Genomic DNA, 14490 nt, shown 5'->3' on the forward strand with positions numbered 1-14490 from the left:
GGGTGAGGGCATCAGGCTACGCCGATGTCTGAACCCGTCTTCTCGAATCCATCGAAATCAACACCACCGACGACACAATCAGCAGCGTCCCCAGCCAGTCCGGCAGGGTGAATGCCACCCCCAGCAACACCACCGACAGCAGCGCGCTGCTCAGCGGCTCGGCGCAGCTCAGAATGCTCGCCTTCGGCCCGCCGATCATCTGTGCGCCTTTCAGATACAGGCTGAACGTCAGCGCGGTACCTATCACCACCAGGTAGAAAAACGCCAGCAGCAGGCCCCCGTCGATCACGAAGGTGGTGCCGCGTCCGGCGTAGAACGGCGTCAGCATTAGTCCCGCAATCAACATACTCCAGCCGACAATCGGCAGCGTGCCGTAGCGGGCGATAAGCGTCGACGGGTACGTCGTATAAAACGCCGCGGCAAACGCCGAGGCGATACCGAAGAACAGCGCGGCCGGCGAGATGGAGAGCGACGTCGGGTCGCCGTGGGTTACCAGCAGGAAGGTACCCACAAGCGACGTGAAAATCGCGGATAAGACAAATATGCCGGGACGCGTTTTCCGCGCCAGCGCAAACCATGCCACGATAATGGTCGGCGACAGAAACTGGAGCACGGTGGCCGTCGCGGCGTTGGATTTTTCAATTGTCAGCAGGAAGGTGAGCTGCACGGTAAGCGCGCCAGCCAGCGAGAAAAACAGCAGGCTGAGGGCGTCTTTGCGGTTTTTGACGACCGAGAAAATCTTGTCGCCGTGAACGAAGGAGAGCGTCAGCAGGATCACGCCGGTAAACAGCAGACGAACCATGGTCAGGTAAGGCGAAGAGATGTGGCTTTTCTCCATGATGTACTGCGCGCAAACCCCGGAACTGCCCCATAAAACGGCGGCGATCAGGACGTTGAGCATCCCTTTGCGTGTGGAACCCATGTTCTCCCCTGTTATGTTGGTTTTTTTGTAGCATAACATGGGATCTTGCCGGGTGGCGCTGCGCTTACCCGGCCTACAAAACCTTGTAGGCCCGTGCAAGCGCAGCGCCGCCGGGCGAAACAAACGACGCTGTACTAGAACCACGCCTCCCACATCGCGCCGACGTTGAAGTCGTCCAGCGTCTCATCTTTGGTATTGTTCACGCGCGCGGTACGTTCGTTATCCACCTTGCCGCCGGTCACGTAGAAGCGCAGCATCGGACGGAACTCCGGCCCCATGGCGATAGACATGTTCTGCGACAGGGTCAGCTTCCAGCCCTTGTTGTCGCCGCCGTTGTCGTAATCCACGTGCTGCCAGCCCGCTTCCAGCCAGGTGGAGTGAACGTCGTTCCACCAGTGCATCGGGCGCACGATGGCGTTGTAGTTCTTGCGGTTGTCGGTCTTATCGCGGCTGTTGTCGTAGTCGTGGAAGGCGAGGAGGTACTCCACCTGCGTCGCCTGGGTGAATTTGTACAGTCCTTCGAAGCTGGCGTAGACCGTGGTCAGATCCTCGGTTTTGTTGAACACGCTGTTGTCCGCGTTATCGGAGTAGCGGGCAATCACCTTGTTCACGCCGCTGTCGTTGGTGTGGCTCAGCACCACGCCGCCCTGCCAGGCGTTCAGACGTTCGTCGCTCTCCACCGCTTTCGAGTCAAAGCCGTAGTTGGCGTACAGCTCCAGATCCAGCGGACCGAGCTTCACACCGTGGATTTTAGACGTCGCGGCGTAGTTGCCTTTGTCGCCCGTGCCGGACCCGCCGGTACAGGTGATGCGCGACGGGTTCGCTTCGTCCTCCATCACTTCCGGGCTACAGGATTCCACCGCTGCCACGGCGGCCACGTCAAACTGCACGCCGCCGATGTCGAAGTTCTTCACCCCGGCGCCCTGACCGTCGTGGTTCATCCAGAAGTAATCGTTGATGCCCTGCTGCGGACGCTGGTGGAAGTCGCGACCCGCCCAGAAGTAGGCGTTCGGGTTGGAGGCCATAATGTTGGTCACGCCGGCGTAGGCTTTCTTGAGGTTAACTTCGTCGCCCCAGTGGTCGATCATCACGTTGATGTCCCAGATGGCGCCGTTTTCGCCCTTGAAGGCTTTAGAGAGCTGGAACTCGCCGCCGTTGCCTTCGTTACCCAGACGACCAATGGCGGACGCGCCGTTGTAGGAGCCGTCCACCGCCACGTATTTCTGATCGGCGGCCTGGAAGTGCGCGCCGTAGCGGGCGTAGCCGGTAAATTTAACCCCGAACGGGATCGCCATATCCGGAGATTGCGCCGCGCTCTGCGGCTCGGTCACCACGTCCGCTTTTTTCGCGACCGCCGCGTCCATTTTGGCCTGACGTTCTGCCAGGGCTTTATCCACCGCTTTTGCCACAATGGCGTCGATTTGCTCCTGAGTGAATTCCTGAGCGAGAACGGAAATTGGGCAAAGCGCGGCGATAACCGCCATGGTTAATGGAAGTTTTTTAATCGTATTCATGGTTATCTCAATATAGTTTAATTTTATTCAGACAATAACCATCCCGCTCCGATCTGACAGAGTATGTCGCTATCATCAGAACAAGTGGAATTCTATTTAAGGTAAAGAGGTATTACAGTAATTTATTTCGCCATAGACTATCTCTGATATAAATGAATAATTTCTTCGGATAATTCACGCGCTAATAAGGAATTCATTAAATGATCCTGCGCGAGCACCATGATTAACGTCATCGGCTGACGTCCTTCGCCCGCATCCTGCTCGATCAGTTTGGTCTGCATCTTGTGCGCTTGGCGCGAATAGCCGTCGGCTTCGCGCAGCAGGCTTTTGGCCTCGTCAATGTTGCCCTGACGCGCCGCGTGCAGTGCTTCAAAGCACAGGCTGCGGGACTGGCCGGCGTTGACGATAATTTCCATTACGGCTTCTTCTAGTGCGATCATCATCATTACTCTTTATCAAAGCTATTATTTAAGGCGGTGGCGGCAAACCACTCTCCGCTTTTCTTAATGGTGCGCTGCTGCGTCTTTAAATCGAGCTGGATAAATCCGTAGCGATTTTTATACGCGTTACACCACGACCAGTTATCAATAAACGTCCACATATGGTAACCAAGACAATTGCACCCTTCGCTAATACCCTTATGCAGCCAGGCTAAATGTTCGGAAATAAACTCGATGCGGTAGTGATCGTTAATCTGGCCATTTTCAATAAAGCGCTGCTCATTTTCGACGCCCATGCCGTTTTCAGAAATAAAGCAGCGTGGGTTGCCGTAATTGTCGCGCAGGTTAACCAGAATATCGTAAATACCCGGCGCGTAGATTTCCCAGCCGCGGTACGGGTTCATCTTACGGCCCGGCATCTCGTAATTATCAAAGAACCACTCCGGCATAAACGGCGCCTGCGGGTTCACCGCGCTGTCGCGACACTTCACGCGACGCGGCTGATAGTAGTTAACGCCGAGCAGGTCGATTTTCCCTTCCGCAATCAGGAAACCGTCTTCCGGCTTGCAGGCGGGCAGCTGATCGTAAGATTTCAGCAATGCCACCAGGTCCGCCGGATACTCCCCGCGCAGCACCGGGTCGAGGAAGCTGCGGTTAAACATCAGGTCCGCTATGTGCGCCGCCTTCACGTCTGCCGGATTCTGCGAACGCGGGTATGACGGCGTCAGGTTCAGCACGATGCCAATCTCCCCCGCGTAATGCCCGGCGCGGTAGGCCTGCACCGCCTTCGCATGGGCCAGCACGGTGTGATACGCCACGGTGGCTGCCCGACGAAAATCCACCACGTTCGGATAGTGGAAGTCGTACAGATAACCGCCTTCTACCGGCACGATCGGCTCGTTGAAGGTAAACCAGTGCAGCACGCGATCGCCAAACAGCTCGAAGCACATCTGCGCATAGCGGGCGTATGCGTCCACCACGTCGCGGTTTTCCCAGCCGCCAATCTCCTGCATCGCCATCGGCATGTCGAAATGGAACAGGGTGAAAAACGGCGTGATGCCCTGTTCATTCAGCTCATCAATGACCTGGTTGTAAAAATCGACCGCGTCCGGGTTCACTTCACCGATACCGTCAGGGATCAGGCGCGCCCAGCTAATCGAGGTACGAAAGCTGTTGTGGTTCAGCTGCTTTAACAGCTGAATGTCCGTTTTCCAGTGCTGATAAAACGTGGAGGTGTGCTGCGGCCCCACGCCGTTGTGAAAACGGTTCGGCTCGCGGGCAAACCAGTAATCCCACGTGGTTTCACCCTCTCGTGTCCCTTCCGTCTGGAGAGCGGAGCTTGCGCTGCCCCACCAGAAGTTATCGGGAAATGCGTATTTCATGACCCTTCCTCTTTGACTTAATTACTGACTGTTTCAGCGGTGCCGACGGTTGCCTGGGCTTTCTGCTCTTCATTTTTGATGAGCGTACGCTCATAGGCGCGCAGGAACGGCAGGTACATCAGGGCGGACATCACCATGCAGACCAGGCACATCACCACCGGGCTCAGCGCCCAGTTCGCCGCCCACGAGGCGCCAATCGGCGCGGGGGTGGTCCACGGGGTTAACGAAACCACCTGAGCCAGCCAGCCGAGTTTGGTTGCGCCGTACGCCAGGCAGGCGTTGACCAGCGGAACAAACACGAACGGGATAAACAGCATCGGGTTCATGATGATCGGTGCGCCGAACAAAATCGGTTCGTTGATGTTAAAGAAGCTTGGCACCACGCCCATTTTGCCGATGGTGCGCAGGTGGGTAACGCGGCTACGCAGCAGCAGGAACGCCAGCGGCAGGGTGGAGCCCACGCCGCCAATCAGCAGGTAGTGATCCCAGAAACCTTGCAGATAAACGTGCGGCAGCGCCGCGCCCGCCGCCAGCGCCGCCTGGTTTGCAGAGAGGTTCGCCATCCAGAACGGGTTCATGATGCCGGTGACAATCAGCGACCCGTGGATACCAGCGAACCAGAAGATCTGGCACAGCAGCACGGAGAGCAGAATGGCGGGCAGCGAGTCAGACGCCGACACCAGCGGCTCCAGCAGGTGCATAATCGCCTGCGGGATGATCATCCCGGTCTGCGCTTCAATGAACAGGTTCAGCGGGTGCAGCGTTCCGATCACCACCATCACCGGGATCAGGATCTCAAACGAACGCGCCACGCCGGTCGGCACTTCCTTCGGCAGGCGGATGGTGACGTTGTTCTGTTTCAGCCACGCATAGACGCGAGTGGAGTAGATCGCGGTGATAAGCGCAGTGAAGATCCCCTGACCGGAGAGATACTGGGTCGAAATTTTGCCATCGGCATAGGGCGCGGCGACCAGCAGGAAGGCCATAAAGGCCAGCAGGCCGGACATCACCGGATCGAGGTTAAACTGACGCCCCAGGCTCGCCCCAATCCCCACCGAGATGAAGAAGGTCATCACGCCCATGCTGAGGTTAAACGGCAGCATCAGCTGTTCGCGGTAGGTCTCGGAGAAATCCAGCCAGCCGCGGGCGAAGCTGTTGGTGGTATCCGCCGAAAACGGCGGGAAGATAAACACCAGCATAAACGAGCCGATGATCATAAACGGCAGCGCAGCGGTAAAGCCGTCGCGGATGGCAATCACATACTTTTGCTGACCGAGCTTCGCGGCCAGCGGCGTAATTGACTGCTCAATCACCGCGACCATGGATTGATATAACGAACTCATGTGAACACCTTTTAGTGTGCCGCTTCGATGAGCGACAGAGCATAGTCCAGTACTTTATCGCCACGCTGCATGCCGTAATCCATCATGTCGATGGGCTGCACCGGAATGCCTTGCGTCGCTGCCTTGTCTGAGAGCGTCTTTAACATGTATTTCACTTGCGGTCCGAGAAGCACCACCTGATAGTACGGAAACTGCGTATCAAATTCGGATACGCCATACGCATCTATCTTCACGGGCAAGCCCCGTTCTTTTGCAACATCGATCATTTTGCTGACCAGCAGGCTGGTGGACATCCCGGCAGAGCAGCACAGCATAATCTTGAACATCGACAACCATCCTCAAAATGTAAAAAGTTATTGCGAGGATGATTGGACATGATACGGAAACCGGTTTCCATTTATAAAAGACAGAAGTGTGATAACCATCAAGATCCAATACTTATGAGGCTAATTAACCGGATGTGGGTCACATAATTTGGCTGTTTTGGCATCAAATTGAGTGGAAACGGAAAATCGGTTTCCATGGAAAACGGAAACGGATATACTCCGTTCTGGCTATAATGTGAGCCGTAGCGGTGATGGAAATTACAGACGCCAGTTGCGTCTGACAGGGGAGAGAGATGTCTACAATCAACGATGTATCGCGTCTGGCCGGGGTGTCCAAAGCCACGGTATCACGGGTGTTGAGCGGGTCGCGTGGCGTTAAAGAAGCCAGCCGCCAGGCTGTTCTGAAAGCGGTGGATGAGCTGAACTATCGTCCCAACGTGATCGCCCAGTCGCTGCTCAGCCAGTCGACGGGCTGCATTGGGGTGATTTGCGCGCAGGAAAACATTAACCAGACCACCGGTTACCTGTACGCGCTGGAAAAACACCTCAGCCAGCATCAAAAACATCTGCTGCTGCGTTTTGCACACACAAAAACAGAAGTGATGAACGCCCTTGAAGAACTCTCCTGCGGCTTATGTGATGACATTCTGGTGATTGGCGCGCGTTTCCCGCTGGACGTGGACATGGACAACGTGATTCTGGTCGACTGTATGGAAGCCGATAACGCCAACAGCATTCAGTTCGATCACGCGTTCGCGGCCGAAACGGCCTGTAACTATCTCACCAGCCAGGGGCGTCGCCAGATAGCGCTGATCCACCCGCACGGCAGCGGCTTTGCCGATCAGGTGCTGCTGGGCTACAAACACGCGCTGGAGAAAAACTTCCTGCCCTTTAATCGCAACCTCGTGTTTATGGACGCGACTTCATCGTCCGTTGCGCTTCAGGAATTACTCAACAACGCGTCCACGCTGAACTTCAACGCGCTGCTGGTGGCGGATGAGCAGGAAGCCCAGCGGGTGATCCCGCAGTTACAGGCGTTTAATAAATCGGTACCGGAAGACATCATGGTTTTCAGCCTCGGCGGTTCGCTGCATCTGCCGGGTATTCCGGTGATCCCGGCCATTGAGTATTCCATGGACGCCATGGCGGCGCGCATCGTGAGCTGGCTGACAGAGAAAACGCAGATGCTCGGGTCCTACGTTCTGCGCGGTGATTTGATTATTCCGGATGTGCGGAAGCGTTAAACGTGTGATGTAGGCCGGGTAAGCGCAGCGCCACCCGGCGCTCAACCCTCAGTAATCTTCCATACAATCCACCTGACTTACTGCATCCCAGTAGGCGTCCAGGTTGTCACGCTTCACGGCGGTGATGGCGTTTTTGATCAGCAGCTGATTGGCCTCAGACGACAAAATCATCGCCTGCCAGGCCTTATCGCTCTGCTTTTTCTGCGGGGTACAGGTTTTCTTAACATCTTTCAGGACCTGCTGTTTTATCTGGGCCTCTTTCTCCGGAGCGCTCTTCTCCTGCGCGTGAACAAACGCAGCGAAAATCAGGCAAACGAGCAGGCAAACCAGGTGTGCAGATTTCATCGAAACCTCCTTTGAAAGTCACATGCTTCCCCTGAAATATATCGTTACATTCATCAACGCGATTCAAGCCAAAAGTATGAATTTACGCATTCTGCGTGCGAGATCCGATCGCCAGTGCAATGCCATAGCTTACTAACACCGCGAGACTCATTTTCAGCATCGTTTCTCCGCCGATACCGGCGAGAGGCGCTGCGATCCCGCCGAATAAAAACATCAGCATGCCCAGAATGGCTGACGCTGTGCCGGACTCCTTCGCGTCGACTGCGCTCATCGCTTCTGAACCCGCAATGGTGCTGATCCCGCTGTTAAATGCGACGGTGAAAAAGAGTGCAATCAGTGCCGGAACGGAAAGCTGCATCCACGCAAAGAGCAACGTCAGCCCCGCGCAGGTTAAGGCCAAAACCAGACCTATTTGCATTAACCCTTCCGCCGGGTGTCGGCGTGCCAGACGGGAGAAAATCAGCGCTGAGACGATCAGGCCGATACCGTTCACACCGAACAGCAGGCTGAACTGCATGGCGCTCAGGCCATACTCGTTTTGCATCACAAAGGAGGATGCCCCGATATAGGCGAACAGCCCCGCCAGCATGAAGGCCTGGATCAGGCAGTAGCGCATAAAGCGACGATTTTTAAGTACCGTCCTGGCGGTTTGCGTCAGCGATCCCCCGCCCTGTTTCTCTGTGAGGGACTCGCGGATAAAAAGCTGGCTGGCGATCAGCAGCGCCAGACCCGCCCCTGCCATTACCCAGAACAGCATCCGCCAGTCGAAATGCGACGCGATATAGCCACCGAGTACCGGGGACACCACGGGCGCGATGCCGTTGACCGTCATCAGTAGGGCAAAAAACTGCGTTAGCATCGTGCCATGATAGTTATCACGGGCGATGGAGCGGGCAAGTACGGAGCCGCCCGCCCCGGCAACGCCCTGCACAAATCGCCAGCCGATCAGGGCGTAAATATTCTGCGTGCTGGCACAAAGCACTGAAGCCAGTACAAACAGCAAAAGTGAGAACAGCAGCGGCGTTTTACGTCCGATGCGATCGCTTAGCGGGCCGAAAAAGAGTTGTCCCAGCCCCAGGCCAATCAGCGCCGAGGTAAGAGAAAGCTGCGTCAGCGTTGTGGAGGTGTTGAGCTGGGTGGCGATCTCCGGCAGCGCCGGAAGATAAAAATCGGAACACAGCGGCCCGATCGCCGTCAGCAGGCCAAGGATGGCCGCGAAAGAAAAAGAGAGTTTTGCCATAGGTATTTACTCTGATGGCCGGGCAGCGTTGCGCCGCCCGGCAGTGATGTTACTGAATCCCGCCGCCCAGCGACTGCCACAGCGTGATGCGGTTTTCCAGGTCGGTTTGCTGCAAGGCAATCAGTGATTCCTGCGCCGACCACAGCGACCGCTGCGCGGTGAGCACCGTCAGATAATCGCCCGCGCCAGCCTTGTAACTGCGCGTCGCCACATCCAGCGTTTTTTGCTCCGCCGCCACGTATTCACGCTGGGCATCAAGCTGTTCACTCAACGTTTCGCGCCGGGCCAGCGCGTCGGCCACGTCCTTGAACGCGCTCTGGATGGTTTTCTCATAGGTCGCAATTAACCCTTTTTTCTCGGCTTCCGCATAGCGCAGCTGCGCCATATTGTTGCCGCCGCTGAACAGCGGCAGGGTGATGGAAGGTGCAAACGACCAGACCTTCATCCCGTGGCTGAACAGGGACGACAGCGAATCGCTGCCGACGCCCGCGCTGGCGGTGAGCGAGATGGTCGGGAAGAAGTTGGCGCGCGCCGCGCCGATGTTGGCGTTGGCGCTCAGCAGGTTATGTTCCGCCTCCTGAATGTCCGGACGACGCAGCAGCGCGCTGGAGCTGACGCCCGCCGGGATCAGCGTGATGGCGTTGTCGCTCAGGCTCTCCAGCGTGCCGGGTAGCAGGTTCTCGGGCACCGTATCGCCCGCCAGCAGGTTGAGAGCGTTTTTGTCCTGCATCACCAGCGTCTGGTAGCTCGCCACGCTGGCGCGCGCCTGCTGGTAAACCGCCATCGCTTCACTGACGTCCGTTGCCGCTGCCACGCCCACTTCCTGCTGGCGCTTCACAATCTTGAGCGAGTTTGCGGCGCTCTCCAGGGTGGACTTCGCCAGCGCCAGATTGCTGTTATCCGCCGCCAGCGTCACCCACGCCGTGGTCAGCTCGCTGACCATCGTCAGGCGCGTGTTCTGCGCGGTGAATTCGCTGGCAAGCCAGGTTTCACGCGCGGCACGCGACAGGCTCTGGTTGCGGCCAAACAGATCCAGTTCGAAACTGGAGACCGCGCCGTTGGCTTCGTCACTTGTCGCGACGCCGCTCGCCAGCGTGCGGCTGCGGGTGTGGCTCAATTCCGCGTCCACCGTCGGGAACAGGGACGAGCGCGTTTCGCCATACTGGGCACGGGCGGCGTCGATATCCGCAATCGCTTTTTGCACGTCGCGGTTGCTGTTGAGCGCCATCGTCACCACGCTTTTCAACCGCGCATCATTCATCACCTGCTGCCACTGGCTCACCACGGCGTTGGCTTCGCCATGGGCGCCCGGCAACGTCGCCGGGACGGGGGCGTCCGGGCGCTGATACGTGGGATCTAATGACACACAGCCCGCGCTCAGCAGCGCTAACGTTAATACGGTTACACGAAACATTATGACCTCCGGTTTGCGTGCTTACCGGAGAACAGACGTTTCACCAGTACAAAGAATAAAGGAACAAAGAAGATGGCCAGCAGCGTCGCGGCCAGCGTCCCGCCGATAATACCGGTACCGATCGCCACGCGGCTGTTGGCCCCGGCGCCGGTGGCAATCGCCAGCGGCGTCACGCCTGCGATAAACGCCAGCGAGGTCATGATGATCGGACGCAGACGCGTCTGGGCGGCCCGCAGGGCGGCGCGCGTCAGGGAGTAGCCTTCGGCCACTTTGGCTTCGGCAAACTCGACAATCAGAATGGCGTTCTTCGACGACAGACCGATGGTGGTCAGCAGCGCCACCTGGAAATAGACGTCGTTGTTCAGGCCGCGCAGGGAGGCGGCAACCGCTGCGCCAAGCACCCCTAGCGGGATCACCATGATGACCGAAATGGGCACCGACCAGCTCTCATACAGCGCCGCCAGGCACAGGAACACCACCAGGATCGAGAGGGCATAGAGGCTCATTGCCTGACCGCTCGCCAGTTTTTCCTGCAACGACAAACCGCTCCATGCCCAGGTGCTGCCGGACGGCAGGTTATTCGCCAGCTGCTCCATTTTGCTCATCGCCGTACCGGAGCTGGCGCCGCTGGCGTTTTCGCCCTGAATCTCATACGCCGCCGAGCCGTTGTAGCGCACCAGGCTTTCCGGGCCATACTCCCAGCGGGTGGTGGCGAAGGCGGAGAACGGGGTCATGGTGCTGTCGCTGCCGCGCACATACCATTTGTTAAGATCCGACGGCACCGCGCGATAGTCACTGTCGCCCTGGATGTAGACCTTTTTCACGCGGCCACGGTCAATGAAGTCGTTCACGTAGGTGCCGCCCCAGGCGCTGGAGAGGGTGTCGGTAACATCGCTCAGGGAGAGCCCCAGCGACACGGCTTTGTTGTTATCGATATCCACCTGAAGCTGCGGCATCTGCGGCAGATCGTTGGCGCGCACGGCGTGCAGCGAGTTGTCCTGGTTGGCTTCGCCAATCAGCTGGTTACGCAGTTTCAGCAGCGCGTCGCGGTCGGTGCCGCCGCTGGCCATCAGCTCAAAGGTAAAGCCGTTGCTCTGGCCTAAACCATCCACCGCCGGGGGCGTCATGGCGAAAATTGTGGCATCCCGAATGGTGCTCAGCTCCTGCGTGGCGCGCAGGGCAATGGCCTGGGCGGTGTTTTCCTCGCCTTTGCGCTCTGACCAGTTTTTCAGGGAGACGAACGCCATCCCGGCGTTCTGGCCGCTGCCACTGAAGCTGAAGCCTTCAACGGTAAAGATCACGTCGGTATTGGCTTTCTCTTTGGTGAGGAACCACTCGCGTACCTGGCGGCTTACCTCGGCGGTACGCACCGCGGTTGCGCCGGCAGGCAGGGTGTACTGCACCATGATTTCACCCTGGTCTTCGGTTGGCAGGAAGCTGCCCGGCAGTTTTAGCATGGCGAACCCCATCGCGCCGCAGAGCAGGGCGTAGATCACCAGCATGCCACCGGAACGGCGCAGGGCGCGCAGCACCTTGTTCTGATAGCCGTGCTCGGTCTTACTGTAGAAGCGGTTAAACGCGCCGAAGAAGCCCTTTTTGTGCGGAGCGGTGTGATTCAGGATCGAGCCGCACAGCGCGGGCGTCAGGGTCAGCGCCACCACCACGGAGAGGAACATCGCCGAAATAATGGTGACCGAGAACTGGCGGTAAATGACCCCGGTAGAGCCGCCGAAGAAGGCCATCGGCAGGAATACCGCAGAGAGCACCAGCGCAATGGCGATCAGCGCGCCGGAAATTTCGCCCATCGATTTTTCGGTCGCTTCCCGGGCGGGCAGCCCTTCGTCGCGCATAATACGCTCGACGTTTTCCACCACTACGATGGCGTCATCCACCAAAAGCCCTATCGCCAGCACCATCGCAAACAGCGTCAGGGTGTTGATGGAGTAACCGAACAGCGCCAGCACGCCGAAGGTGCCCAGCAGCACCACCGGCACCGCCAGCGCCGGGATCAGCGTCGCGCGGATGTTTTGCAGGAACAGGTACATCACCACCACCACGAGGATAATGGCTTCGAACAGCGTCTGAATCACGTCCTCAACGGAGATCTTGATGAACTCGGTGCTGTCTTTCGGGTAGGCCACATCGTAGCCTTCCGGCATCGACTTTTTGAACTCGGCGATCTTATCTTTTACCGCTGTGGCGGTGTTAAGCGCGTTGGCGCCCGGTGAGAGCATCACCGCCATACCCGCCGCCGGGTGGCCGTTCAGCTTCGCGGTGGCGGTGTAATCTTCGCTGCCCATCTCCACGCGCGCGACATCGCTGATGCGCACCACCGCACCGTTGGACTGGCTCTTGACGATGATCTTTTTGAACTCATCGACCGTTTGCAGACGCGACTGAGCGCGGACGGTGGCGGTCAGCTGTTGGGCGTTCGACGAGGGCAGCGCGCCGATTTTACCGGCGGAAACCTGCACGTTCTGCGCTTCAATCGCGCTCTGCACGTCGGAGGGCATCAGCGAGTACGATGCCAGCTTCGCCGGGTCGAGCCAGATGCGCATCGCGTATTCTGCACCGAACACCTGTAGGCTACCGACGCCATCCACACGCGCCAGCGGATCCTGCATATTACTCACCAGCCAGTCGGCGATATCCGAGCTGCTGGCGGTGTCGGTTTTGTCATATACGCCCATGATCAGCAGGAAGTTGCTCTGGGATTTTTCGACGGTGATCCCGGACTGCTGCACCTCGGTCGGCAGGCGCGATTCCGCCTGCTGGACTTTGTTCTGCACCTGTACCTGAGCGGTGTCCGGATCGGTTCCCTGTTCAAACGTGACGTTAATACTCACCGACCCGTCCGAGCTGCTGGTGGAGGTGAAGTAGAGCAGGTTATCCAGCCCGGTGAGCTGCTGCTCGATCACCTGCGTCACGCTGTTTTCCAGCGTCTGTGCGGAGGCACCGGTATAGGTGGCGGAGATTTTGATCGACGGCGGAGCCACGTCCGGGTACTGCGCAACGGGCAGCGTGCGGATCGCCAGCATTCCGGCGAGCATGATGAGAATGGCGATAACCCAGGCAAAGACCGGGCGACGCACGAAGAAACGGGAAAACATCAGGCGTTTCCTCCGTTGGTTTTCATCTCTTCAGCTTTCACTTCCTGCCCGGCGGTGACTTTATCGGTGCCTTCCACAATCAGCTTATCGCCCGCCTTCAAACCGCTCAGCACCAGCCATTTGTCGCCGTAGGTGTCGCCCGTTTCGAGCTGACGCTGCTCCACCTTGTTGCTGGCGTTCACCACCAGCGCGGTGGCGGTGCCTTTGGCGTCGCGGGTGATGCCCTGCTGCGGGGCGAGGATCGCGTCATTCATGATGCCTTCATCCACTCTGGCGCGAACGAACATGCCCGGCAGAAGCTGATGCTGCGGGTTCGGGAAGACGGCGCGCAGGGTAACTGAGCCGGTAGACTCATCCACCGCCACTTCGGTCAGCGCCAGGCGGCCTTTTTCGCTGTAGCTGCTGCCGTCTTCGAGAATCAACGACACGTTCAGCGTATCGCTGTTGCTGGCGAGGGTTTGCTTGCGTAAACGCAGCAGATCGGCGCTGGAACGGGTTAAATCGACGTACATACTGTCCAGCCCGCGAATGGTGGCCAGCGCGGTATCCTGCTGGGCGGTCACCAGCGCGCCGGGGGTCACAGAGGAGATGCCGATACGTCCGGCAATCGGCGCGGTGACGGTGGTCCAGTTGAGGTTAATGCGGGCGCTTTCCAGCGCGGCTTTCTTTGACTCGACGCTGGCCTTGTCCTGCGCGCAGGTGGACTTCGCGTCTTCCGCATCCTGACGTGATACGCCGTCGTCCTTCACCAGCTGCGCATAACGCCGGGCTTTCTGGCAGTCGGCCTGCACCAGCGCCTGCGCCTGTTTCAGTGCGGCGGCGGCTTCATCATACGCGGCGCGGTAGCTGGAAGGATCGATCTGATACAGCGCCTGCCCGGCCTTGACCGTATCGCCTTCGGTGAACAGGCGCTTCTGGATAATGCCACCTACCTGGGGGCGCACTTCGGCGCTCATTGCGGCGGCGGTGCGGCCGGTCAGCTCGCTGACGACGGACACCGGCTGGCTCATGAGGGTGACAATCCCCACTTCCGGAAGAGGACGTTGAGGAGCAGATGTTTGCGCATTATCGCACCCTGTCAGGAGGAGTAATGCCGCGATGGAGGTTGTTATGGTTTTCATAATCTTTTTCCAGGGTGAACGAAGCCTGCCCTGTTAATCGCTTAACAGGGAGGAGGGCTAATTAAAAGCACAGCGATCCCGCATCTCTG

At 58.3% G+C, this 14490-nt stretch carries 12 protein-coding genes; 1 reads left to right on the top strand and 11 read right to left on the bottom strand.

Annotated elements, in window-relative coordinates; all coding sequences use genetic code 11:
- Nucleotides 1-16: 16 nt before the first annotated feature.
- The 6 genes from FZF21_RS00245 to FZF21_RS00270 all read right to left on the bottom strand — a co-directional run bounded on the left by FZF21_RS00245 (nucleotide 17) and on the right by FZF21_RS00270 (nucleotide 5927).
- The gene (locus FZF21_RS00245; RefSeq protein ID WP_017383673.1) at nucleotides 17-922 is read right to left on the bottom strand and encodes an EamA family transporter; all 906 of its coding nucleotides are present in this window, start codon (nucleotides 920-922) and stop codon (nucleotides 17-19) included.
- Nucleotides 923-1056: 134 nt separating this feature from the next.
- Nucleotides 1057-2436: a carbohydrate porin gene (locus FZF21_RS00250; RefSeq protein ID WP_086524143.1), complete on the bottom strand. Its 1380-nt coding sequence runs from the start codon at nucleotides 2434-2436 to the stop codon at nucleotides 1057-1059.
- A gap of 137 nt (nucleotides 2437-2573) precedes the next feature.
- Nucleotides 2574-2876, bottom strand: coding sequence for a PTS lactose/cellobiose transporter subunit IIA (locus FZF21_RS00255; RefSeq protein WP_208971016.1), 303 nt, complete (start codon nucleotides 2874-2876; stop codon nucleotides 2574-2576).
- A gap of 5 nt (nucleotides 2877-2881) precedes the next feature.
- Entirely contained in the window at nucleotides 2882-4258 is a 1377-nt protein-coding gene (locus FZF21_RS00260) for a glycoside hydrolase family 1 protein (protein ID WP_047741037.1), read from the bottom strand.
- 17 nt (nucleotides 4259-4275) lie between these two features.
- Entirely contained in the window at nucleotides 4276-5601 is a 1326-nt protein-coding gene (locus FZF21_RS00265) for a PTS cellobiose transporter subunit IIC (protein ID WP_017694004.1), read from the bottom strand.
- Nucleotides 5602-5612: 11 nt separating this feature from the next.
- Entirely contained in the window at nucleotides 5613-5927 is a 315-nt protein-coding gene (locus FZF21_RS00270) for a PTS sugar transporter subunit IIB (protein ID WP_032668892.1), read from the bottom strand.
- Between the two features lie 293 nt (nucleotides 5928-6220).
- On the opposite strand from FZF21_RS00270, the gene FZF21_RS00275 reads away from it, so the two are divergent.
- The gene (locus FZF21_RS00275; protein WP_003861033.1) at nucleotides 6221-7171 is read left to right on the top strand and encodes a LacI family DNA-binding transcriptional regulator; all 951 of its coding nucleotides are present in this window, start codon (nucleotides 6221-6223) and stop codon (nucleotides 7169-7171) included.
- A gap of 48 nt (nucleotides 7172-7219) precedes the next feature.
- Here the strand turns inward: FZF21_RS00275 and FZF21_RS00280 are convergent, their stop codons facing one another.
- The 5 genes from FZF21_RS00280 to FZF21_RS00300 form a co-directional block, all read right to left on the bottom strand.
- Nucleotides 7220-7516 (bottom strand): YicS family protein, encoded by a 297-nt coding sequence (locus FZF21_RS00280; RefSeq protein ID WP_003861030.1) that lies wholly within the window; start codon nucleotides 7514-7516, stop codon nucleotides 7220-7222.
- Nucleotides 7517-7598: 82 nt separating this feature from the next.
- Nucleotides 7599-8756 carry a multidrug effflux MFS transporter gene (locus FZF21_RS00285; RefSeq protein WP_017383668.1) on the bottom strand — a complete coding sequence of 386 codons (1158 nt, stop codon included), beginning with the start codon at nucleotides 8754-8756 and terminating at the stop codon, nucleotides 7599-7601.
- Between the two features lie 49 nt (nucleotides 8757-8805).
- A complete protein-coding gene (locus tag FZF21_RS00290) occupies nucleotides 8806-10170 on the bottom strand; it encodes a TolC family protein (protein WP_017694001.1) in 1365 nt (454 codons plus the stop codon).
- Nucleotides 10170-13280 (bottom strand): efflux RND transporter permease subunit, encoded by a 3111-nt coding sequence (locus FZF21_RS00295; RefSeq protein ID WP_047729040.1) that lies wholly within the window; start codon nucleotides 13278-13280, stop codon nucleotides 10170-10172. Before FZF21_RS00295 ends, FZF21_RS00290 begins: the two co-directional genes overlap by 1 nt.
- Nucleotides 13280-14401, bottom strand: a complete 1122-nt coding sequence (locus FZF21_RS00300) for an efflux RND transporter periplasmic adaptor subunit (protein WP_017383665.1) — start codon at nucleotides 14399-14401, stop codon at nucleotides 13280-13282. Before FZF21_RS00300 ends, FZF21_RS00295 begins: the two co-directional genes overlap by 1 nt.
- Nucleotides 14402-14490: the final 89 nt, after the last annotated feature.

It is taken from the genome of Enterobacter sp. LU1 (assembly GCF_008271405.2).
GTDB classification, from domain to species: Bacteria; Pseudomonadota; Gammaproteobacteria; order Enterobacterales; family Enterobacteriaceae; genus Enterobacter; species Enterobacter hormaechei_C.

Bases quoted from the DNA above. Each gene is read 5' to 3' on its own strand.
- FZF21_RS00245 (WP_017383673.1), bottom strand. From the start codon at position 922: ATGGGTTCCACACGCAAAGGGATGCTCAACGTCCTGATCGCCGCCGTT.
- FZF21_RS00250 (WP_086524143.1), bottom strand. From the start codon at position 2,436: ATGAATACGATTAAAAAACTTCCATTAACCATGGCGGTTATCGCCGCG.
- FZF21_RS00255 (WP_208971016.1), bottom strand. From the start codon at position 2,876: ATGATCGCACTAGAAGAAGCCGTAATGGAAATTATCGTCAACGCCGGC.
- FZF21_RS00260 (WP_047741037.1), bottom strand. From the start codon at position 4,258: ATGAAATACGCATTTCCCGATAACTTCTGGTGGGGCAGCGCAAGCTCC.
- FZF21_RS00265 (WP_017694004.1), bottom strand. From the start codon at position 5,601: ATGAGTTCGTTATATCAATCCATGGTCGCGGTGATTGAGCAGTCAATT.
- FZF21_RS00270 (WP_032668892.1), bottom strand. From the start codon at position 5,927: ATGTTCAAGATTATGCTGTGCTGCTCTGCCGGGATGTCCACCAGCCTG.
- FZF21_RS00275 (WP_003861033.1), top strand. From the start codon at position 6,221: ATGTCTACAATCAACGATGTATCGCGTCTGGCCGGGGTGTCCAAAGCC.
- FZF21_RS00280 (WP_003861030.1), bottom strand. From the start codon at position 7,516: ATGAAATCTGCACACCTGGTTTGCCTGCTCGTTTGCCTGATTTTCGCT.
- FZF21_RS00285 (WP_017383668.1), bottom strand. From the start codon at position 8,756: ATGGCAAAACTCTCTTTTTCTTTCGCGGCCATCCTTGGCCTGCTGACG.
- FZF21_RS00290 (WP_017694001.1), bottom strand. From the start codon at position 10,170: ATGTTTCGTGTAACCGTATTAACGTTAGCGCTGCTGAGCGCGGGCTGT.
- FZF21_RS00295 (WP_047729040.1), bottom strand. From the start codon at position 13,280: ATGTTTTCCCGTTTCTTCGTGCGTCGCCCGGTCTTTGCCTGGGTTATC.
- FZF21_RS00300 (WP_017383665.1), bottom strand. From the start codon at position 14,401: ATGAAAACCATAACAACCTCCATCGCGGCATTACTCCTCCTGACAGGG.